This is a genomic window from Gymnodinialimonas mytili (genome assembly GCF_037544085.1).
Lineage (GTDB): Bacteria > Pseudomonadota > Alphaproteobacteria > Rhodobacterales > Rhodobacteraceae > Gymnodinialimonas > Gymnodinialimonas mytili.
This window is the reverse complement of the sequence record NZ_JBBIFW010000006.1, coordinates 254,881-273,497: the sequence shown is the minus strand read 5'-3', so window position 1 is coordinate 273,497 and position 18,617 is coordinate 254,881. Positions and strand designations below refer to the sequence as shown.

At 54.8% G+C, this 18,617-nt stretch carries 20 protein-coding genes and 1 tRNA gene; 9 read left to right on the top strand and 12 right to left on the bottom strand.

What is annotated here, in order from left to right:
• Positions 1-250: 250 nt before the first annotated feature.
• The 3 genes from V8J82_RS21305 to V8J82_RS21295 all read right to left on the bottom strand — a co-directional run bounded on the left by V8J82_RS21305 (position 251) and on the right by V8J82_RS21295 (position 1,707).
• Positions 251-421 (bottom strand): hypothetical protein, encoded by a 171-nt coding sequence (locus tag V8J82_RS21305; protein ID WP_339978552.1) that lies wholly within the window; start codon positions 419-421, stop codon positions 251-253.
• A 390-nt stretch (positions 422-811) separates the two neighbouring features.
• Complete coding sequence (locus V8J82_RS21300; RefSeq protein ID WP_339978550.1) at positions 812-1,480, bottom strand: EndoU domain-containing protein; 669 nt, start codon at positions 1,478-1,480, stop codon at positions 812-814.
• Between the two features lie 62 nt (positions 1,481-1,542).
• The gene (locus V8J82_RS21295) at positions 1,543-1,707 is read right to left on the bottom strand and encodes a hypothetical protein (RefSeq protein ID WP_339978548.1); all 165 of its coding nucleotides are present in this window, start codon (positions 1,705-1,707) and stop codon (positions 1,543-1,545) included.
• Positions 1,708-1,877: 170 nt separating this feature from the next.
• On the opposite strand from V8J82_RS21295, the gene V8J82_RS21290 reads away from it, so the two are divergent.
• The 3 genes from V8J82_RS21290 to V8J82_RS21280 all read left to right on the top strand — a co-directional run bounded on the left by V8J82_RS21290 (position 1,878) and on the right by V8J82_RS21280 (position 5,986).
• Positions 1,878-2,558 (top strand): hypothetical protein, encoded by a 681-nt coding sequence (locus V8J82_RS21290; RefSeq protein WP_339978546.1) that lies wholly within the window; start codon positions 1,878-1,880, stop codon positions 2,556-2,558.
• A gap of 512 nt (positions 2,559-3,070) precedes the next feature.
• A complete protein-coding gene (locus tag V8J82_RS21285; RefSeq protein ID WP_339978544.1) occupies positions 3,071-4,486 on the top strand; it encodes an L-serine ammonia-lyase in 1,416 nt (471 codons plus the stop codon).
• Between the two features lie 69 nt (positions 4,487-4,555).
• Complete coding sequence (locus V8J82_RS21280; protein WP_339978540.1) at positions 4,556-5,986, top strand: FAD/NAD(P)-binding protein; 1,431 nt, start codon at positions 4,556-4,558, stop codon at positions 5,984-5,986.
• On the opposite strand, the gene V8J82_RS21275 is transcribed toward V8J82_RS21280, so the two are convergent.
• Positions 5,983-6,969: a LacI family DNA-binding transcriptional regulator gene (locus tag V8J82_RS21275; RefSeq protein WP_339978539.1), complete on the bottom strand. Its 987-nt coding sequence runs from the start codon at positions 6,967-6,969 to the stop codon at positions 5,983-5,985. The genes V8J82_RS21280 and V8J82_RS21275 overlap by 4 nt on opposite strands.
• 190 nt (positions 6,970-7,159) lie before the next feature.
• Between V8J82_RS21275 and V8J82_RS21270 the strand changes: the two genes are divergently transcribed.
• The 5 genes from V8J82_RS21270 (at position 7,160) to V8J82_RS21250 (ending at position 11,935) form a co-directional block, all read left to right on the top strand.
• A tRNA-Arg gene (locus V8J82_RS21270) sits at positions 7,160-7,236 on the top strand.
• A gap of 155 nt (positions 7,237-7,391) precedes the next feature.
• Positions 7,392-8,246, top strand: coding sequence for a hypothetical protein (locus tag V8J82_RS21265; RefSeq protein ID WP_282052120.1), 855 nt, complete (start codon positions 7,392-7,394; stop codon positions 8,244-8,246).
• A 41-nt stretch (positions 8,247-8,287) separates the two neighbouring features.
• Positions 8,288-8,716 (top strand): plasmid mobilization protein, encoded by a 429-nt coding sequence (locus V8J82_RS21260; protein WP_282052121.1) that lies wholly within the window; start codon positions 8,288-8,290, stop codon positions 8,714-8,716.
• Positions 8,710-10,263, top strand: coding sequence for a relaxase/mobilization nuclease domain-containing protein (locus tag V8J82_RS21255; protein WP_339978535.1), 1,554 nt, complete (start codon positions 8,710-8,712; stop codon positions 10,261-10,263). Before V8J82_RS21260 ends, V8J82_RS21255 begins: the two co-directional genes overlap by 7 nt.
• A gap of 181 nt (positions 10,264-10,444) precedes the next feature.
• Positions 10,445-11,935 (top strand): DUF4062 domain-containing protein, encoded by a 1,491-nt coding sequence (locus V8J82_RS21250; RefSeq protein WP_282052123.1) that lies wholly within the window; start codon positions 10,445-10,447, stop codon positions 11,933-11,935.
• A 36-nt stretch (positions 11,936-11,971) separates the two neighbouring features.
• On the opposite strand, the gene V8J82_RS21245 is transcribed toward V8J82_RS21250, so the two are convergent.
• The 8 genes from V8J82_RS21245 to V8J82_RS21210 all read right to left on the bottom strand — a co-directional run bounded on the left by V8J82_RS21245 (position 11,972) and on the right by V8J82_RS21210 (position 18,130).
• The gene (locus V8J82_RS21245) at positions 11,972-12,262 is read right to left on the bottom strand and encodes a HigA family addiction module antitoxin (RefSeq protein WP_282052124.1); all 291 of its coding nucleotides are present in this window, start codon (positions 12,260-12,262) and stop codon (positions 11,972-11,974) included.
• A 12-nt stretch (positions 12,263-12,274) separates the two neighbouring features.
• Entirely contained in the window at positions 12,275-12,556 is a 282-nt protein-coding gene (locus V8J82_RS21240) for a type II toxin-antitoxin system RelE/ParE family toxin (RefSeq protein WP_072780005.1), read from the bottom strand.
• Between the two features lie 100 nt (positions 12,557-12,656).
• On the bottom strand, positions 12,657-13,679 hold the full coding sequence (locus V8J82_RS21235; RefSeq protein ID WP_282052125.1) for a hypothetical protein: 1,023 nt from the start codon (positions 13,677-13,679) through the stop codon (positions 12,657-12,659).
• A 2-nt stretch (positions 13,680-13,681) separates the two neighbouring features.
• Positions 13,682-13,900: a KTSC domain-containing protein gene (locus V8J82_RS21230; protein WP_282052126.1), complete on the bottom strand. Its 219-nt coding sequence runs from the start codon at positions 13,898-13,900 to the stop codon at positions 13,682-13,684.
• 1 nt (position 13,901) lies between these two features.
• Positions 13,902-15,797 carry an ATP-binding protein gene (locus V8J82_RS21225; RefSeq protein ID WP_282052127.1) on the bottom strand — a complete coding sequence of 632 codons (1,896 nt, stop codon included), beginning with the start codon at positions 15,795-15,797 and terminating at the stop codon, positions 13,902-13,904.
• Entirely contained in the window at positions 15,787-17,046 is a 1,260-nt protein-coding gene (locus V8J82_RS21220) for an SIR2 family NAD-dependent protein deacylase (protein WP_339978531.1), read from the bottom strand. The genes V8J82_RS21225 and V8J82_RS21220 overlap by 11 nt, the downstream gene beginning before the upstream one ends.
• A gap of 50 nt (positions 17,047-17,096) precedes the next feature.
• Entirely contained in the window at positions 17,097-17,645 is a 549-nt protein-coding gene (locus tag V8J82_RS21215) for a hypothetical protein (protein WP_339978529.1), read from the bottom strand.
• A 50-nt stretch (positions 17,646-17,695) separates the two neighbouring features.
• Positions 17,696-18,130, bottom strand: a complete 435-nt coding sequence (locus V8J82_RS21210) for a helix-turn-helix domain-containing protein (protein ID WP_282052130.1) — start codon at positions 18,128-18,130, stop codon at positions 17,696-17,698.
• A gap of 174 nt (positions 18,131-18,304) precedes the next feature.
• On the opposite strand from V8J82_RS21210, the gene V8J82_RS21205 reads away from it, so the two are divergent.
• Positions 18,305-18,523, top strand: coding sequence for a hypothetical protein (locus V8J82_RS21205; RefSeq protein WP_282052131.1), 219 nt, complete (start codon positions 18,305-18,307; stop codon positions 18,521-18,523).
• Positions 18,524-18,617 lie beyond the last annotated feature (94 nt).

Genomic DNA, 18,617 nt, shown 5'->3' with positions numbered 1-18,617 from the left:
CAGATCCCATCAGGGCCAGCGGCCAGAGCCGCGCAAACAGGCCGGACACAAGACCGCTTCTGAATAGGTACACGCAATCCCATTTAAGTCTTGCTCTGCGGGCGCCATCCAAACAAGTCATTCACTAGGCCCCGGTCAACGCCTGATCTCGTTGGTGATTGTACCTAAGTGCGATTCGGCTGCACAGAACAGGAGTCATGATGAGTTCGTATATCATCTAGTAGAACAAACACGCGCTTGTATCGCTACGCTAGGCAGGGTCTTTTGGCTCCAAATCGGATAGACGTTCGCCAAAAATCGGGATCGGGTAGTCTATATCCGATTGTTTGAGCAGCCCAGGGTTGCGGACGTGCTCGTAGTACACACCCCCAAATGCATTGGACCAGTCACCGATATGATAAAGCTCCAGCTCTTGCGACATGTCGAATCCGTGATCCTTCAGGTGACGGAGCTGCTCCAAAAGTAAGTTAGTATCATAATCGAGATTGCTTATATCTACCCAGCATTACGCGTGATTGATGGTCTGAATTCAGATAGCTCGGTTAGCATGCGCATATGCGGCGTCTTCTGTAGCGAAGTGGCTTTTATGCTTTGGGAAGCAAGTACCCAAAGATCGGCATTAAGAAGTCGATGTCCGATTGTTTTAGGAACCTGGGATTACGGAGATGTTCATAATGCACACCGACAAAAGCTTCAGTCCAACCCTCAGAGTGAAACAGCTTTAACTCAAGAGCCATGTCAAACTCTCGATTCTGCAATATCTCTAGCTGCTTTTCGAGAAGGTTTAGATCGTAATCAGCGTCGTCCATATCTACCTAGGATTTCGCACAACTAAGGGCCCTTCGAGGGGATAGGCCGAAAGTACATGTCCTTCAGGACTTACCACAACACGGATTTCGACACCGTCCACAAACCCTTCTATGTAGACTTGGCCTGGCTCCCGGGAGCCTTCGAGAGCAACGTCTGTACCGGTGGCAATGTCTCGGATCGCGTCCAGTATCTTCTGATCTGTCCAACTCTCAGGAAACTCAGTCTTCCGTGGGCGGCCAGTTCCATACCGGTGACCGCCTCCGCGAATGTTACCTGGATCGCCGTCGAGAGTATGCCGCACACGTTCCTCGGAGATCGTGACATCAGCACCCTGATGCGGGTTGGGGACATTGAAGAAGATGCCCAAGTCCAGCTCAGGGATCGGAGTGCCGACCACGCTGTCATCCAAGGCAGATGGTGCATCGCCACCGGTGGTGCTTGGGATCAAGCTCAGGTCTTCAAGCGGATAGAATTCGATAAATTCGTCCAACTGTTCTGTCGTGAAGCCTTCGAGTTGGCCGAGGCGGCGTTCGCCATCGGTGAGGACGGGGAGGACTTCGGTCCAGCCGTCGGCGAAGGTATCATCCTGAAGGGTTAGGTTACCTTGGCGATAGGCATAGATGGCATCGTCGATGAACGCATTCGCGTTAAGGGCTGTGGCGGGCGGCATCTCTCCATAGGTCAGCGCATAGAGCGCGGCGGCTTCAGCGGCGATGCGAGCCTCATCGGGATTTACGAGAAGCCGCCGCGGTTCGCCTCTATGGCGTTGAAATACAGTTCGGCCGCAAGCCGCCCACGGTCCGTGTTAAGCTCCAGGCCATAGAGTGCGGCGATTTCAGTCTCGGCGATGGCACGGTTCTGTGGGCCGAGCCCTGTGGCGAGGAGGTTCGCGAGCAAGGACAGAAGTGCACCGATTGGATTTGCAGGGCGCGGGGCGTTGCGGTTGCAGTTAAAACGACATTTGGGATGCCTCGCAGCACGGGCACAGCGATGCAGCGGCAATTGGGTTCAGAGCCGGGGTGAGTGGCGCCAGTGTCCCAGTTGAAGGTCTGGCCATCGCGGGAGGCATGGCTGGAGCGGACTTTGTTATCACCCGCCGTTGTCAAGATCTATTGATCGATGCCCAATTCCGCCTGGCGGGTTTGGTTGAGGATACTTGCGAAGCGGCGCAGGAGCGTTTCCTCCATCACTTGGCGCTGCGGTGTGAAGCGTTGGGGAAGTGTGTTCCACTGCGTCCAGATGCGGGCGACGTTTTCGTTCCAGGTTGCAAGCGCCGCGTCGCGCGCCGCGCTCGGGTTGGCACGATGCTGCAGCTTCTATTGGATCAACGTCTCAAGACAGTCGGCAAGCTCGAAGGTCGATGCGGGATCAGCGGCTTATTTGTTGCAAGGGAGGAGGTGCTTGATTTATTGGAACGGCCACCACTTCCAGGCCTCAGTAGTAATGAACTCCGCAAGCATCTGTGCATCAATTGCGTGACCACGCCATGGTTGGTCTCAAATGGATTTCTGAAATCTGAAGTGGCTCTTCACCCCCGGACACGAAAGTCGATCCGATTGTTTCGATACGATGAGATCGACAGATTTCTTGCTGAATATGAGACCGTAGGCCGCCTGAGTCATCGATTGGCGACAAAACCACCGTATGTCGTTAAGCAACTGAAGCACAAGGGTTTGAAACTACTGGCGGTCGAGCGAAACATGAGCGTTATCTACCGAAGGCGCGATCTTCCCAATGAGTTTCTTTAATCTCTCACAACGCAAGACCAGAGAACCGGCGCAGCCGGTTTTCTTTTGTTTGGCAAGCGACCATAGTTGAAGAGTCGAATGACGTCGGCGGTGAGTCTTGCACGATTCCGACGTATATTTTTCAATGGGTTAGCGATCTGCAACGGTCAACAATAGTGATTCGTCACATGCAAGTTTTGACGTTATCCGGAAACCGCGAATGGATCGATATGGCCGAAACTGTCGCCCGTTGGAGGCGCGGCGCTTTAGTTGCCTTGCATCGCATTGGACGGACCGCAACGGCCATATCTGTGTTCTTTGAACAAAAGAAACGCGATACTCATAACGCACATAAGGCGGGTAGTGTCCCAACCACCTCCAGTTTCGCCGATAGGTCCTACGATCCCGTAAACGGCATGCGAGATGGATCAAAAATGTGCGGGCGCCGCTGGTAGCTCGCTTATGTTGTTTAATGCCTTGGCATGATTGTCTGTTCGGCTAGGAAGGTGGCACCTCAATAAGGGTGGATCGCTGTGTTTCTGAGCATCTTCGATATTTTCAAAGTGGGTGTCGGGCCTTCGTCTTCGCATACGATGGGTCCGATGAGCGCCGCGGCCCGGTTTTTGGAGGCTCTGCGTGGTGGACGCGAAAAAGAACCTGGCGCCGGGACTTTGGCCGCCTTGGGGTGCTCGTTGCACGGATCTTTGGCCTTTACGGGCAAAGGACACGCCACAGATCGTGCAGTGATTCTTGGGCTAAGTGGCTTTGAACCTGCGAGCTTGGATCCGGACCGCGCCGAAGCGTTGGAGGCCGAGGTGCGTGCCAAGGGCCGTGTCACCCCAGCTGATTTACCCAGTCTGGTATTCAATCCGGATACCGATCTCATTTTTGATTATGAGGAAACGCTGCCCGGCCACGCCAATGGCATGGTGCTGCGCGCCTTCGATGGCGCAGGTAACCTTTACATGGAGGAAACCTATTATTCGGTCGGTGGTGGTTTTGTTCTGACAGCACGGGAGCTAGAGGCTCAGAAGCAGGGCGGTGCAGACGCGCTGCACGCCGAAAAGGCAGCCGAGGGCTTTGCGCATCCATTTGGATCTGCGCAGGAAATGCTCGCCATGGGGCGGGCAACCGGAAAAACCATTGCCCAGATGAAGTGGGAGAACGAACAGGCTTTGGCGCCGCGCGACCAGGTCCAGACGCGTCTCGATGCAATCTGGACGGCAATGGATGATTGTATCGATCGTGGTCTGCGTATGGAGGGCGAGTTGCCCGGCGGGCTTGCCGTGAGGCGCCGCGCGAAAGCGATCCACGATCAGTTGCGCGCCGAGGCGGGCCGCAACATTGCGCAGCCCCATGTCGTGAATGACTGGCTTAGCGTCTATGCGATGGCGGTGAACGAAGAGAACGCCGCGGGCGGGCGGGTTGTGACCTCTCCAACCAATGGCGCGGCCGGTGTCGTTCCAGCGGTACTACGCTACTACCGCGATCATTGCGTCGGTGCGACCGAGGAGGGGCGGCGCACGTTTTTAATGACCGCGGCGGCCATCGGCGGGCTAATCAAGCACAATGCCAGTATTTCCGGGGCTGAAGTGGGTTGTCAGGGGGAGGTCGGCAGCGCCTCATCCATGGCCGCGGCGGGTCTATGTGCAGCGCTGGGCGGCACCAATGAACAAACTGAAAATGCGGCCGAGATCGCTCTAGAGCATCATCTTGGCATGACCTGCGATCCGGTTGGTGGGCTGGTCCAGGTACCATGCATCGAACGCAACGGGCTGGGCGCGATCAAGGCGGTGTCCGCAGCCTCGCTTGCCTTGCGCGGGGATGGGTCGCATTTCATGCCGCTCGACAATTGCATCGAGGCGATGCGCCAGACCGGGATCGACATGAACAGCCGCTACAAGGAAACCAGCCAGGGTGGTTTGGCGGTGAATTTGCCAGAATGCTAAAGGCCGCTTGGTTGACCCGGGCGGGGATGTGGCGCTACTGCGTTAAGCCACTCATAATCTGACGTAAACATGACCGTGTCCTCCCTCCAAGAGACGCCCGCCAAGACCCATGTCGTTGTCGGCGATGGCATAACCGCCCTCGCCTTTGTCGAAGGCTGTGCGCTACCGCCGGGCAGCGAGCTTGTTGTGCTCGGGCAGAATGCGTCTGAACTTGGACGCGGTGTGGCCTATGCCAAAGGCGAAAGCAGCACGCCCTGGCGCTATGCCTATTTGCTGAACTCTCCGGCAGATGACATTGATCCTGCTTTTGCCGCTTGGTTGTCGGATCGATGGGAGGACGTCGCCGAGATCATGGCGGGCCGATCCCCGAATTGGTTGGAGGCGGCTCAGCCTTTGGTGGCGACCGGTGACATCTATGGTGTGAATGCGCCGCGCGAGTTTTATGGCGATTTCATGCGTGAGAAGGCGGAGGCCATTGTCGCGGATTTGACGCGTCGCGGCGTTAACGTCCGGTTCATCGATGATATCGCCATTGATCTTGAGCTCACCGCCGCCGGCGTGGTGTTAACGACGGGCACTGGCGCGCGTCTGTCGGCTGATACGGTCGATATCGCCCCTGGTGGACCTGCGACCTTACGGCTCGAGGGGGATGACGGCCCTTTCGCGGCGCCGTCAGTCTTTGGGCATGAGGCCCGCATTGCCGAACATATCCAGGCGGGCGCCGAGATCTTCTGCATCGGCGGCAATGCTTCCATGCTGGATGTGTTGCGCTTGTGTCAGAGCTTGATCCCAGAGGATCAGTTGCGTTTTGCGGTCTGTGCGCCCGACGGTGATATCCCTGAACCCTTGATCCCACGGTTGCCGCGGAAACTGACGCGACCCGATTTAGCTGGTGGCCATTCGACCGCCGAAAGCTTCTTGGCCGAGATCTGGCGTGAGATCGAGCTTGCCCGCCGCAACGGCGATGAGATGCGCGAAATCCGCGCCGGGTTCCGCGCGCATTTTCTGGAGAACCCGCTGACCCAATATGTGTTGGACGCTGAGGAGGCTTTGCGCGTCCCGGCCACCTTACGCTTTTGGTTGCGCGGCGGCACGCGTGATACGATTCTAGACATGCGCCGTCTTGTGGGTGACGGACAAATCCGCGTGCTACCGGGCTTTGTGAATGCGGTGGAGCATGGGGCCGGTGGGGCAAGCGTGTCGATCACCGATGCTGCGGGCGGGGAAAGCTGCGTGGAGACTGGCTTCGTCGTCAATTGCGCCGGGGCTGGCGCGACCTCTCGCTACGATCCGCTGACCGAGCGGTTGTTGGCGACTGGGCTGATCGAGATCTGCCCAATCAGTCGTGGTCTCAAGGTGGGCGCGGGATGCCGCACCAAGGCGGCGGCTGTGCGCCATCTATCGCCTGCCACGACTGTTATCGGAGATGAAGCAATGGCGATGCCGCTTTACGATGCGCATATGTTGCGCACCTACGCGGCGAGAGCGCAGCAAATCTAGCGTGGCCGGACCGTATCGCCTGGCAAGAACTCGGGCGTAAGCGGGATGATTTCCTGCGTGAGCGCATTGGCGACCATCAGTTCCGCAGCGCGGCGACCGATCTCACTTCGGCGGCTGTCCATTGTGGCGATATGCATCGGCAAACCGTCCAATACTTCAAAGGAATTGAACCCAGCCATGCCGATCTGGTTTGGGATATCCATGCCTTTTTCAAGACAATATAGCAATCCGCCCGCCGCATTCATATCGGTGTTGTAGTATAGAAAATCTAAATCGGGTGATCTGTCGAGTAGAGCTTTGGTCATCCCCCGACCGGTGCCGAACCCCGACATACCATCGTAGAAAATTTCGTCTGCCAGCTTCATGCCAGCCGCTTCGACGGCGGTTTTGAACCCGCGGTAGCGTTTTTGGGCGCGTGCATCGGCGATGGAACTCGATCCAAGATATCCGATGCGGCGATAGCCGCGGGCGATGATCTCTTCGGCCATAGCGCGGCCTGCGGCCTCATGGCTGATCCCGACCGCTGCGGCGACGGGCGATCCGTCGACATCCATCACTTCGACGACCGGAACGCCGGCATTGCCCATCATGGCGCGCGCAGCATCGGTGTGCTCAAGCCCGGCGACGATCAGGCCCGATGGGCGCCAGGACAGCATTTCGTAGATGACCTTTTCCTCGCGACCCAAGTCGTATTGCGATGTGCCCACAACGGGCTGAAGCTCGGTGCTGTCCAGCACGGCATCGATGCCATGCAGCACATCTGGGAACACCATGTTGCTGAGCGAGGGGATCACAACACCAACCAGGTTCACTCGGTTTGAGGCCAAGGCACCCGCGATTTTGTTGGGCACATATCCTAGGCTGCGAGCCGCCTCGAAAACCCGTGCGCGGGTTCGTTCCGAAACGTCGCCGCGATTGCGTAAAACCCGGCTGACAGTCATTTCGCTGACGCCGGCAGCTTCGGCAACGTCCCGCAATGTCATTTGCGGTTTTCCGTCGAATGGATTGCGTCCGCGCAATGGCCTGCCCGTTTTTCTATTGTCCTCAGCGAGTGATACGCGCCCGCAACGTCCGGTTGCAAGGGATACCGTCGCCCAGGTTGCGGCGGCTTCTATGTCTTATCATCTCACGACCCGTTGCAAGACGGTCCAAAACCTCGCATCAAAGCAACACGGCCCCGTGGCTCAACTGGATAGAGCAGCCCCCTCCTAAGGGGCAGGTTGCAGGTTCGAATCCTGCCGGGGTCGCCAAAACTGCCTGAAAAATATGACTTATTTACAGGGCTTTGTGCAGAAGCGTGCAGAAACGCCCGTTTCGTTTTCCGCCGAATTCTCCGAAAACGACCGAATTCTCGTACAAAACCTGTACAAAATTCGCACGTCTGTGCGGTTTTTGGGGCCATCCAATGAGTTGGCGTGTGGCAAATGCCTGCGCCGAGCGGAAGTTCGGAAGTGCGACGCGCAAGCAGATCATCATGTTTTTGGCGGACAAGGCTTCGGATGATGGTTCCGGCATCTGGTGTTCGAAGGGGACGATCCAGCGGCACACAGAGTTAGGTGAGACAACGGTCAAGCGAACCATTCGGGATTTCCTGAAGGAAGGTATCCTGGTCGAGACCGGCGCGCGCGGGTGCAAGAACGGATTCACGGTTGTTTACCGGATCGATCTCACTCGGATCGAGGCGCTGGAACTGACCGCCGAGCCTGATGTCGAGACGGGGGCCACAGTGGACCCCGTCCAGACTGGCCCCGGAACGGGGGCCACAGTGGCCGGGGTACCGGGGCCACCACGGCCCCCAAACCATCCTAAAACCATCCATAAACCTCCTACGCGCGAGCGCTTGGCGGCGGTGGATGAAGAAGCTGAGAAGATTTTGGCTTGCTATCCGCCCGACCGGCGGCGCGGGAAGGCGGAGTGCCTGAGGCGGATCAGAGAAGCCTTGGATGCAGGGATAGAGTTCGAGGACCTCTTACAGGCCCTTAAGGCCTACGCGACCGAGAGCGCGGGCTTCACACGCTCCAAGGTCTGTTTCTCCGACAACTGGTTCAAGTCTGGACGGTGGCGCAGCTACGTCGAGGACATTGCGCAAAGCCGAGAAGAGAAGACGGCCAAGGAAGCCGAGATGCTGGCAGGCTTGGCGAACTGGGTCACAGACCGCCATCCGCTTTGTCGCCACATTACCCCCGGCCAGGTAGATGCGCTGCTGGCTGCAGAGCTGGTCACGCAGGCGCAAATCCAGGCGGCGGGCCTCAGATCATGAGCGCTGCCGATCCCACTGAAGCGCAAACAGCAAGGCGACCCATGTCATACGGCTGCGCCGATGACACGGGACCTTGCGAGGGGCGGCACGCCTCCCCTTCGAACCCCACCGGCGCGGGCAAAGCCCCCGCCAAAGAGCCGCTGAGCGAGACCTTCGTCTTCCGCTGTACCGCGTCCGAGAAGGCCCAGCTGCGCGCCAAGGCCGAAGCGGCTGGCCTGCCTGCCTCGACGCTTCTGCGCGAAGCGCTTGGCCTCACCGAGGCCCGTCGCCGCAAGCTGATCCCCCGCGTTGATCCAGCCCTTGTGCTGGCCGTGGGGCGCATCGGCGGCAATCTCAACCAGATCGCCCGCTGGCTGAACCACGCCATGAAGGTCGGGCGCACCGACCTCGACACGTTGACCGTCGCGCGCCGTCTTGTGGTGATTGAACGCCAGCTTGCCGCGCTCCTTGATGAGGCGCGGCGGTGCTGATCAAGTTCTTCCCCAACGGCAAAGGCGCGGGCGCGGGGCCGGTCGGGTACCTCGTCGCCGAGCGCGTGCTGGCCTATGACGGCAACCGCGACCTGATCCGCGATGCGGAGGGCCAGCCGATGACCGTCACCCGCGACCCGCTGCCTGAGGTCCTGCGCGGCAACCCTGAGCGCACCGAAGCCCTGATCGACGCCAGCCGCCACCAGTGGACCTACCGCGCGGGCGTGATCAGCTTTGCGGACAGCGACGACCCGACCGACGACCAGCAGGCGGAGGTCATGGACCAGTTCGAGCGGCTGGCCTTCGCGGGGCTGGACCCTGAGCAATATGAGGTGCTCTGGGTCCGCCATCGCCACGAAGGCCGGGTCGAGCTTCACTTCTGCACACCGCGTCTGGAGCTGACCACGGGCAAGAGTCTCAACATCGCGCCTCCGGGCTACCAGGACGCCTATGACAGCCTGCGGGACGTGATGAACCAGCGCCACGGTTGGGCCGATCCGATGGATGTGGACCGCGCACAAGAGGTCCGCGACATCGTCGAAGCGCCAACCCGCGCTCAAGGCCGGGACGAGCTGCACGCGTGGCTGCAGGACCAGATCGACCTCGGGTTGATCTCTGATCGCGCCAGCATGGTCGACGCGTTGACGGAGGCAGGATTCGACCTGCCACGCACCGGCAAGGCCTACATTGCTGCCCGCGATCCAGAGACCGGCGAGCGCTGGCGGCTGAAAGGAGAGATTTTCCATGAAGACTGGCAAGCCGACCCGGTTGAGCGAGAAGCTGAACGCGGAACTCGACACGATCCGGGCCGAACACGTCGCCTCGATCTCGTCCCAGCTCAAGAGCTTCAGGATCGATTTGAAGGACATTGTGGGCGCCGCGCAGCATACCATCGCGACCGATACGCACCGCTTTCAAACCGAAACAGCGAGCATGTTCGAGACGCGGCTGAGGTCGATCCGCCTTTGGCTGACGATCTCACCCTTGCTGATCGCGGGGATGCTGCTGACGGGGATCGCCTTGATGATGGCCGCGAGCTTTTTTTGGACACTGCATCTGACGCGCTCGGAGCTTGCGGAACTGGGCCTGACGCGGATCGAGCGACCCGAGGGGACCTGGCTGATCCTGGACCCATCGAAGACGCAGCTCAGAACCTGCACGATGGGCGAGAGGCACGTCACCTGCATTCGGATCGAGGAGGACTAGATGACCCAACTGACAGCCTTGGAACGAGACTTGCTCGCCTGCGTCGAGCGGTTGGTGACGGCCTCAGAGGCCTCCGCGAAGGATTTGACCGCCTTGGAAACACGCTCGACCGGCAGGATCGAGAGGGAGCTGGCTGGCTTGAAAGACTGCGTGACCTTGCTCATTCGGTCTCAGGCCGCATCCATGAAGGCCTTGAACGGATTGCTGAACGACGAAGCGAGCTACAAGACGCTGGACGAGACCTTGCAGCAGAGCTTGACCTTAGCGAGGGCCGCCGCCGAGAGATTGAGGGACAGCTAGACAGCCAGGAAGCGCATGCGGAAAGGGGGTTGAGGCATTAAAGAACCCTTTGTTCTATCAACACTGAATTCTTGTTCTTGGCTTTGCTTCATCGTGATCACAGATGTTTCTCGCATCAAAGGCAGAGATGTTCTTTTTGAGTATTAATTCGAGAAACGGTTTCGTAAGGTGTCTTGAATGAGTTGAGTGCCCTTGGCACCAAGCGAATTGTCGAGGAACACAGTGAAAAAATATCAAGTTTTCGTTAGCTCAACATTTTTGGATTTAAAAGAAGAACGGCAGGCGGTTTCTCAAAACATACTGGAACTCAATCATATTCCAGTCGGCATGGAGTTCTTTGGTGCTGCTGATCAAGAGCAAATGGAATTTATCAAGGACGAGATAAGAAACAGTGACTACTATGTTCTTATCATTGGTGGGAAATACGGCTCCGTTGATCCAAAAACTGGCAAAAGTTATACTCAGTTGGAGTATGAATTTGCCTCTGAAATTGGCATTCCCGTTTTGGTATTCCTTCGGAAAAATAGGCACGACTTGCCGGTTGAACAACGTGATACTGATGGAGAAAAAATCAGTAAACTAGACGCATTTATCCTTGCTGCGAGCGGCGCGAAGCGGATTCGCGACGAATGGGAAACTTTGCCGGAGCTCGTAAATAAGTCTGGCAACGCTCTAAATAAGGAGATTGGGCGTACTGCTAGCAAAGCTGTCGGGTGGATCAGGGCTGACAAGGCGATTTCCTTGGAGGCCCGCGAGAAAATTCATGAGTTGGAAAGCGAGTTGGATGAGCTCCGTCGACATGACTTAGACCCTGTTTTGAACGCCTCTAACGATCCGCAAAGTTTGTACGATGCAGTGTCGCACATTGTTTCTCAATTCGCCGAGGCCGAACTGTCTCAAAGCGAACGTGCCAAACTGAGAAGCTCTGCATCTAACTATTTGAATGAATTGATCTTGCAGGGTTTGAAGAGGGATGTTCCCTCAAACTTAGCTTTCAACTCGGCAGTGGAGGCATCAAGACTGGACATGGACGTGATAGCGCTCAAGCTTTTTACGCTTGCTGAATACTTCCAACCCACTCCCTCTCATCGTCTGGCTATGCTGCATAAGCGCGCAGAAACTGGATCTAGCTACTCTGTTGATGAAGATAACGGGAAGCTTACCTTTAGTCGAACGGCCGATCTTCCACAGAAAATTTCCTTACAAGCTTTTGAAGAAGCACTAACTCTCGCGGGCGATGCCAGGATCGCCCAGTGTGAGATTGCATATTCCCAAGCATGGAATATCAGTCAGCAGCTAAGAGAGTTTGACGCTTTGGAACAGTTGCTTGCCGTACTTACAGCCTCGAAATGTGCGAGAGTGGCGGAGGACTTGCCAAATTGGCTACCACTTTCAACGGATGACATTGAGGCGTTCAAGGACTTCAATTGGGCAGACCAAGCCGGCCGAACGGTCCCTTCCTACCTAGTTGGTAAGATGGCAGATTGCGTAGCTTTTCTTTCTTTTGCTGGGTGGAAGGAAGTGTTTTTTGAGCTAGTGACGGAAGCTCTTATTCTACATAAGGACGAGTCACCGATGGCAACTTGGTCGTCTCATTTTCGAAAAGATCTGCTGCAAACTGCGCAGAGGACCGAATTGCTTGGCGAAGTAGATGTTCTTATTCAGAAGCACCACGGCTCAGACATTCAGTCTTTTGCTTCATTAGTGATGTAGATAGCATCAGGCGGATACGGCGCAGTGTTATCTCGGTCAAGCAGCGACAAGTGGTTTAATGTCAGACACATCAACTTCTTTAGCAGCCAATACCATATCGTAACTAGTCTGCAAGTTCATCCAGTAGGCCGGGGTCGTGTTGAACACACGGGCAAGGCGTAGCGCCGTGTCCGGCGTGATCCCGGTCGTGCCCTTGATCAACCGTTCGATCCGCGTCCGAGGTACGCCCAGACGCCGCGCAAACGCGATAGCCCCCATCTCCAAGGGATCGAGGTAAAGCTCTTTCAGGACTTCACCGGGGTGCATCGGGTCTTCAAGCAAGCTCATCAGCGTATCCTCTCAATGGTAGTCCACAATCTCTACGTCGGCGGGGCCGTTCGGCGTCCAGACAAAGCAGATGCGCCATTGCCCGTTGATCCGCACGGAGTGTTGCCCGGCCCGATCCCCTTTCAGTTCTTCCAGGTGGTTGCCAGGGGGGAACCGCAAATCCTCAACAACCACCGCAGCATCCAGCGCCGAAAGCATCGCCCGCGTGCGCTTCACCAAGTCACCGGGGAAGCCTTTGCCGTACTTGCCCTTCACGGCGTTGGCAGCGAGTTTGCCCTTGGTGCTTTGGATCACAGAAGGTGCGTATCAGATATTGATACATGCGTCAAGGAATGATACATGCTAGCTTGCATCAAAATGACCATCTGCTCTGCATCGCTAAAGCTGCACGCCGTCAGCCAAGTACATCTATTTCCTTGAATTTTGCCCTCACTTCGTCACCTGAATAATAATCCAAGAGGTCTTCTTTGCTGAGCGTTCCATCGGCTAAAAATTTCATCAAATACTCCTGTGTAAACTCCAACGCGAGCATGCTTCTCTCTAGTTGTTCCAAAATCTTTTTGTTGTTCTGGATGTTGCTACGTACGAGTTTCTCGATTTGTCTAACTTCACTGACATCTTTGATCATTCGGTTGACGAACAGTGCAAGGAAATCTTTGTCCAACTCTATCCGAGTTGCGTTTTTGACTAGGTCGCGAGCAAGCATGTAGGCAATAACAAGGTTGGTGTAATCTCCCTTGCCACTATCGACGATTACGCAAAACCCAATTTCAGGAACAAACCTGACATTCTGTACCGCTTTGGACACCGAGTTACTAACTGAAGCGACATCAAAAACGATAATCGCAGTCTTGCCGTCTCGATTTGCTTGAGCTTCGATCAGTTGGCTCCAAGCCGTATCCGCACCGCTTGCAAAGACGTCTCTCGAGCCAATGTCGCCGAGGGAAAGGCTCTTGTCGAATTTTGACTCAATCACAATTCTCTTGTCGTCTTTGCCATCGACCTCACAGACAATGTCACCTGTTTTGTTGTTTCCCAGCTTGCCCTTTGTAGCCCCTGTAAGCGAAATAGTGTCTGCCAACCTTTGTTCCTTGAAGAAGTTTCCTAGAAACTCGGCGATTTCCTCTTCGGCGATGAGGCCTTTGGCGGCCGAGCGTAAGAAAATCTCCTGCTTCATGTCGAAGATCATCTTTAGGCTCTCAAGCTCGGTCCCCAAGTGATTTGATGTCTTTGCCAAAAAAGACGAAAGCCGATCTTCCATTAGAGCAAGTACGCCGATGTTTATCGCTTTGAGGAGCGCATTGTCTCTCTCGGCGGCAGGTAGCTTGTCAAAAAACCCAAAAACAACGGGGTTCTCAACTTCGAACTTGTCAATCCCAACCCGATTAGACTGCTGATTTAACTTAACAATTGGCATCTTCAGACCTTGGAATACCGATAGTGCCCTTTGATCTCGGCATTTAGGTAGACACCTTTTGAGTCAGCGTTCTTGATGCCGTCCCACAGGTGTTCGGGAACGTCAAAATAGTGGTATGTGCTTCCACCGTGAAAGGTCACCTCAAGTGTCCACGTCTCGTCATCGTACTTCAGTTGAGCGATGTTCGATGACTGAAAATTGTCGAAAGTCTCCCAAGCCATTCTAATCTTCCTTCTTTTGGGGTGCCGGTAGAACAGGATTTTGCCGCCGCCAGACTTGGCTTACGTCTTCAAATGCTTTCTCCAGGTCGGAGTTGTCTTTAACGCCCCACCCTCCGGGATTCTTAGATAGTTCTGGCGGCAAAACGTCACAAACCAAGGGGTCTTGGCTGTCCGGTCGCGCCCCTTCAGGTGGAGCCGAGATTAGAGTTCGCATCGGAAGGCTTACAGCTTCACCTAGCACAATCGCCTCACCGGTACGAAGAACGGGCAACATATTGGTAAGGCCTTCCAAGTTGTCTGACAAAGCGCCAGTTATGTGGGATCGATCACTTGAATTGCTCAGCCTCAACGCAAAGAAAGTTCCACACTGCGAAAGGATTGTAGAGCTAATCTCAGAAGGTCTTTGGCTTACGATCATCGCTCCTATTCCGTATTTCCGACCTTCTTTGACGATACGTTTTACGATGGATGAAGCTAAGCCTTGAAGTTCGTCATTGAGATAGAGGTGAGCCTCTTCCATCACCACGAGCAATGGGCGCTCCCTAGCTCCCTGAGAAAGGTTCCGAGCCCAAAACATTGCGTCGTAGAGAACTCGCAGAAAAATCCCCACAACATCATTAAGGATGGAAGTGGGCACTCCAGATAGATCCAAAACAGAGATCGGTTTGCCGCTGCCGATCCAGCTCTGCAATAAGGCAGGCAGGTCAGCTTCGACTTTGCCCACAGTGTCTGGCTTCCAGTCACCTGGATTCAAGAGAAAATCATAGCGTGCTACTCTTAGCCTCGCACCGAGATTTTCCAACGGCCCTTGAATATTCAATGGATTTGGTAGCTTTGTAATCTTCTCGTCGTCACCCGCTACGTTCTTGTTTTTTCTAAACTTTGGTGGAATCCCCTTCGAGGGGTCTCCGCGTTTCTCATTGCCATCTGCATCTAGCTCGAACGCCCAGTTTTCTTGCTCTGGCAACTTGCCGCCGCCAGAGTAATAGGTGCCAAACTCGTGGCAATATAGGTCGTACCATAGTTGATGCAGACTGAACGGGACCGGACTATCCGCGCCAACAGTCTCTCTCGTGACGCCCAGTACGGGATATGAATCTAGAGTTGAGGCTTTGAATTCGATCACCTTTTCGAGGATCACATTCCTAGCACTAGGGGGCAGGTTTCCAAAAGTTACGGCTAAGAACTCATCAAAACTCATCGCCCAATACGGTAGAAATAAGCCCCTTTCCCAAGAGTTGCGTTCATCAGGGCTAATTTTGAAGACATTCGCTTTCTCTTTGAAAGCTTTGCCGTACTCGCCGTGGATATCGACAACAACGATACGTGAGGAGGGGAAGCTTTCCGGTTCAGATAGCGCGTCCAGTAAACCGGCTACGGTCGTTGATTTTCCTGAGCCAGTTGTGCCCACAATGGCTGAGTGTCTCGTCACCAGTCTGTTGACGTCAACCAATGCATCAATCGACTCGGAGCCGGCGATATGCCCGATCTTAACAAGATGATTCTGCTCACCCTTGTTGCCATAAATTTTGGCTAAATCTGCTTCTGTGACAAGATGAACTTCGTCATCAATCGTTGGGTATTGCGATATGCCACGTTGGAATTTCCCCTGCCGTGATCCTTCTCCGATCAGTTGTACAGTCAGCCATCTGTGAGATGTTGTGTCTTCATCTTTAAGTGCATTTGGAATGGCGCTGGCTCCAACCTGGGAAACGATGCCAAACAAGTCGATATAGCCGATCGGAATCTTTACAAAACTGCCTAGTTGTCCGATGCGATGGGCGTGTCCATGCACAAACGTTAGCCCGGAAAGCCTCTTCGAATTCATCGTGACGCTGATCGACACGCCACTAACGTCTTGGATCGTTCCAAGCGATGTTTCAGCGTTATTCGACATCGGTATCCCTCGGTCCCGATATGTTCTTGAGCATGTCGGTAAACATCAGGAAATCACCGATCCTACACTCGCAAAACTGATCGCCATCCTCCTCGGCTTCCGGAACCTGAACAATTCCAACTGGGAGGCTCCCCCTGTTGTCATCATGAGCAACCCAACGCTTCTCGCGACGACTGATTATGCCGGCATCCGAAGAGAAGAGCGCTAGGTTCGGCGTCTTGAGGGCAAGGGTTCGAGCGTTCTGATACTTGGGATCGGGATTGCCGTCCTTGTCCAACATATTTCCAAAGAGCAAACCGTAAACCATGGCAGATGGATTGCTCCGCAGCCCCTCAAGCAGCAAATTATTGATGTGCTCGTCGCCGAAAGAGTACCCAGACATGAAAAGCACCGAAGACTGTTGCAAGATGAAGCTTTTGAAACGGTCCATCATCGCCAAGAACGGCATTTTCCTGCTTTCATCGTACTTCAGATGAGAGGGATAGATCAGATAGTTCCTGTTCGATTCAGCCTGCAGTCCGCGAGTGACCGTCCCATGATCACCCAATCGCCAATTTATTGACCCATGCATTTTCCATAATCGTGTCCACCTTGCTGGGATCAACTTTTCGTCCTCTACGGCAGCCAAGTCAAAGAACGCTTTCCTCGAACCGATAAAGCCGTCGAAGTAAGGAGCCCCTTCTTCTTCAAGTGCTTGCTCAGTAAGAAGGTCGTAGTTCGTGGTAAAGAGGTGGACTGGGGTTTCACGGGTGATCGACCTGACCCAAATCGCCAAGTTGTGGTACGGGGAGTTTGAGTCAGGGAGTTCTCGGTTCACTTCCTTTGAGATGATCTTGCAAATGTCGAGCTCGACAGTTTCCAGCTCTGTCTTGGACAGGCCTCTTACTTCCCCGTTGCCTGCCACACTTCGCAAACCTCGGACTGTCGACAGAATGACTTCGATGTTTGGGTCAACTACTCCGTCTTCCTCAAATGTAGATATTATTCTGTCCCAAACCGATGGCTTTGCAGTATCCTGTGATCTCAAGTCTTCCCCGATCTTTCTTGTCAATCCGGCAATATCTTGAATAAGGGGATCGCTGGCAGTCCATGTCTCGCCATTATCTCCCGTCTCATCTCTAATATTCACTCGGATCGAGAGGGGGCAACCCGCACTTATCATAAAGCCCAAGGGCTTCCCGCTCTGTGAAAGGGCCTGTTGCAAGTATTCGATCTCGCGGAAAACATCGTGACCATCTGGCTTCTTCATTGGCAAATTCCTTTGAGCCTCGCCTAACGATTGGATTTCGTTCGGAGAAATTATGGCGTTACTTCCCAGATAGGTAGCCCAGATTCTTTGGAATTAACGCTTCGTTGTTCAAGAAATTCTTCAAACGAAAAGTTTTCCAGAGAGATTTGGCTTTCTGCAGCGGGCCTGAGCATCCGTCGTTCCACAAAAGCAACTAAACCCAATAGAGCAAAACCTAGTGCGATCAAAAGCAACGCGCCCATGGAAACACCTTCCGCTATAAACGCCAGTTTGATGAATGGCGCAACAACGAACGGCAGGCCCAACAAATTGAGATAGCGAAGCTTCTTCAGCTTCGGCATCAGAGACCTTAACAATTCATCATGCCGATCAGCGATCCGGTCCGCACAGGCCAGAAACTCGTCTTCCAACTGCCCTCGAAGGAAGTGACCGCAGCGGCAATGATCCCTCGTGAGGTATTCCATCTGCCCACAAGAAGCACACCTAATCGCGTTGACTCCAGGCGCTTTGGGACGCGTTGGATCGCGCCGGATTGGCGTTTCGTCTGGAGCGAGAGCGTGTTGCTCAAGAAATTGATCAAGCCGATCCGATAGCGACATTGTTCGCGGCTTGAGCACGTGGACGTTTGATGGCAACTGACTTTCGGACATCACGCGACCAGCCCCAAGATGCGATCTACTCTTTGCGTGTCGGGCGCATTTTCGGTCGTGTTCAATGGGTCCTGATTGAGGAACTCAGCAAAGAGGAAATCAATTGCGTTCCACTTCTTCTCATCTGGGACTGACAAGCCGCGTTCTTTGATCCGATGCTCTACAGCCATACCGACCTTGCGATAAGCATGCGCCAATTCACGTTCGCGCCGGGTCAGCCCCGGTTCAACTTCGCCTTCCAGCACCCACAGCGGATCGGCTGCGAACTCTTGGAACACCTTCAGCAACAGCGATCCGGGCAGATCGCGTTCTCCCCTTTCATAGTACTGATAGGCGCTTCGGCTGACGTGTAGACGCTCAGCCATCTCTTCTTGAGACAGTTTTTCTTGGCGTCTTATTGCCGACAAACGGTGTCCCAGGCCCTCAACAGTCATGTGCAACCTTAAAATTAGTTGCATTGACCACGATTATGGTCACATATTTAAAATGTAACCATGAAACGTGGCTATGCGCTCGATTCTCTCAACCTGAGCGTACTTTTGTTTCATTCTGAAGGCAAAAGAGAATTATCTGCCTCGCTTCGTGGTTGAGACAGCCAGAGGTGACGCATGACCAAACTTCTAGAAACGCCGAAAGAACTTGCTGAGCGCGTCGGTATTCCCGTGACCAACGTTCGCTACCTGATCCGCGAGGACATGCTGGATCACATCTTCACCGCGCCCGGGAAACGTAACCCGAAAATCCCCAACGGCGCTTGGGAGAAGTATGTGGCGCAGTTCACAGTAAAAGCCGAACCGAGAGCGGCGAACTCGCGCAGGGAGGGCTGAGCGATGTCTAACCACGACGCCGCAGATGGTTCTCAAATCCTTGGCCTCGGCAAGACTCCTGCGCAATGGGTCGAAGTCATGTCCGGGATGGGAA

What these genes read in the sequence shown, in the direction of transcription:
- V8J82_RS21305 (WP_339978552.1), bottom strand. Translation starts at nt 421, where the DNA reads ATGTCGCAAGAGCTGGAGCTTTATCATATCGGTGACTGGTCCAATGCA.
- V8J82_RS21300 (WP_339978550.1), bottom strand. Translation starts at nt 1,480, where the DNA reads ATGCCGCCCGCCACAGCCCTTAACGCGAATGCGTTCATCGACGATGCC.
- V8J82_RS21290 (WP_339978546.1), top strand. Translation starts at nt 1,878, where the DNA reads ATGGCTGGAGCGGACTTTGTTATCACCCGCCGTTGTCAAGATCTATTG.
- V8J82_RS21280 (WP_339978540.1), top strand. Translation starts at nt 4,556, where the DNA reads ATGACCGTGTCCTCCCTCCAAGAGACGCCCGCCAAGACCCATGTCGTT.
- V8J82_RS21275 (WP_339978539.1), bottom strand. Translation starts at nt 6,969, where the DNA reads ATGACATTGCGGGACGTTGCCGAAGCTGCCGGCGTCAGCGAAATGACT.
- V8J82_RS21265 (WP_282052120.1), top strand. Translation starts at nt 7,392, where the DNA reads ATGAGTTGGCGTGTGGCAAATGCCTGCGCCGAGCGGAAGTTCGGAAGT.
- V8J82_RS21260 (WP_282052121.1), top strand. Translation starts at nt 8,288, where the DNA reads ATGTCATACGGCTGCGCCGATGACACGGGACCTTGCGAGGGGCGGCAC.
- V8J82_RS21245 (WP_282052124.1), bottom strand. Translation starts at nt 12,262, where the DNA reads ATGAGCTTGCTTGAAGACCCGATGCACCCCGGTGAAGTCCTGAAAGAG.
- V8J82_RS21235 (WP_282052125.1), bottom strand. Translation starts at nt 13,679, where the DNA reads ATGCCAATTGTTAAGTTAAATCAGCAGTCTAATCGGGTTGGGATTGAC.
- V8J82_RS21230 (WP_282052126.1), bottom strand. Translation starts at nt 13,900, where the DNA reads ATGGCTTGGGAGACTTTCGACAATTTTCAGTCATCGAACATCGCTCAA.
- V8J82_RS21225 (WP_282052127.1), bottom strand. Translation starts at nt 15,797, where the DNA reads ATGTCGAATAACGCTGAAACATCGCTTGGAACGATCCAAGACGTTAGT.
- V8J82_RS21220 (WP_339978531.1), bottom strand. Translation starts at nt 17,046, where the DNA reads ATGAAGAAGCCAGATGGTCACGATGTTTTCCGCGAGATCGAATACTTG.
- V8J82_RS21215 (WP_339978529.1), bottom strand. Translation starts at nt 17,645, where the DNA reads ATGTCGCTATCGGATCGGCTTGATCAATTTCTTGAGCAACACGCTCTC.
- V8J82_RS21210 (WP_282052130.1), bottom strand. Translation starts at nt 18,130, where the DNA reads ATGACTGTTGAGGGCCTGGGACACCGTTTGTCGGCAATAAGACGCCAA.
- V8J82_RS21205 (WP_282052131.1), top strand. Translation starts at nt 18,305, where the DNA reads ATGACCAAACTTCTAGAAACGCCGAAAGAACTTGCTGAGCGCGTCGGT.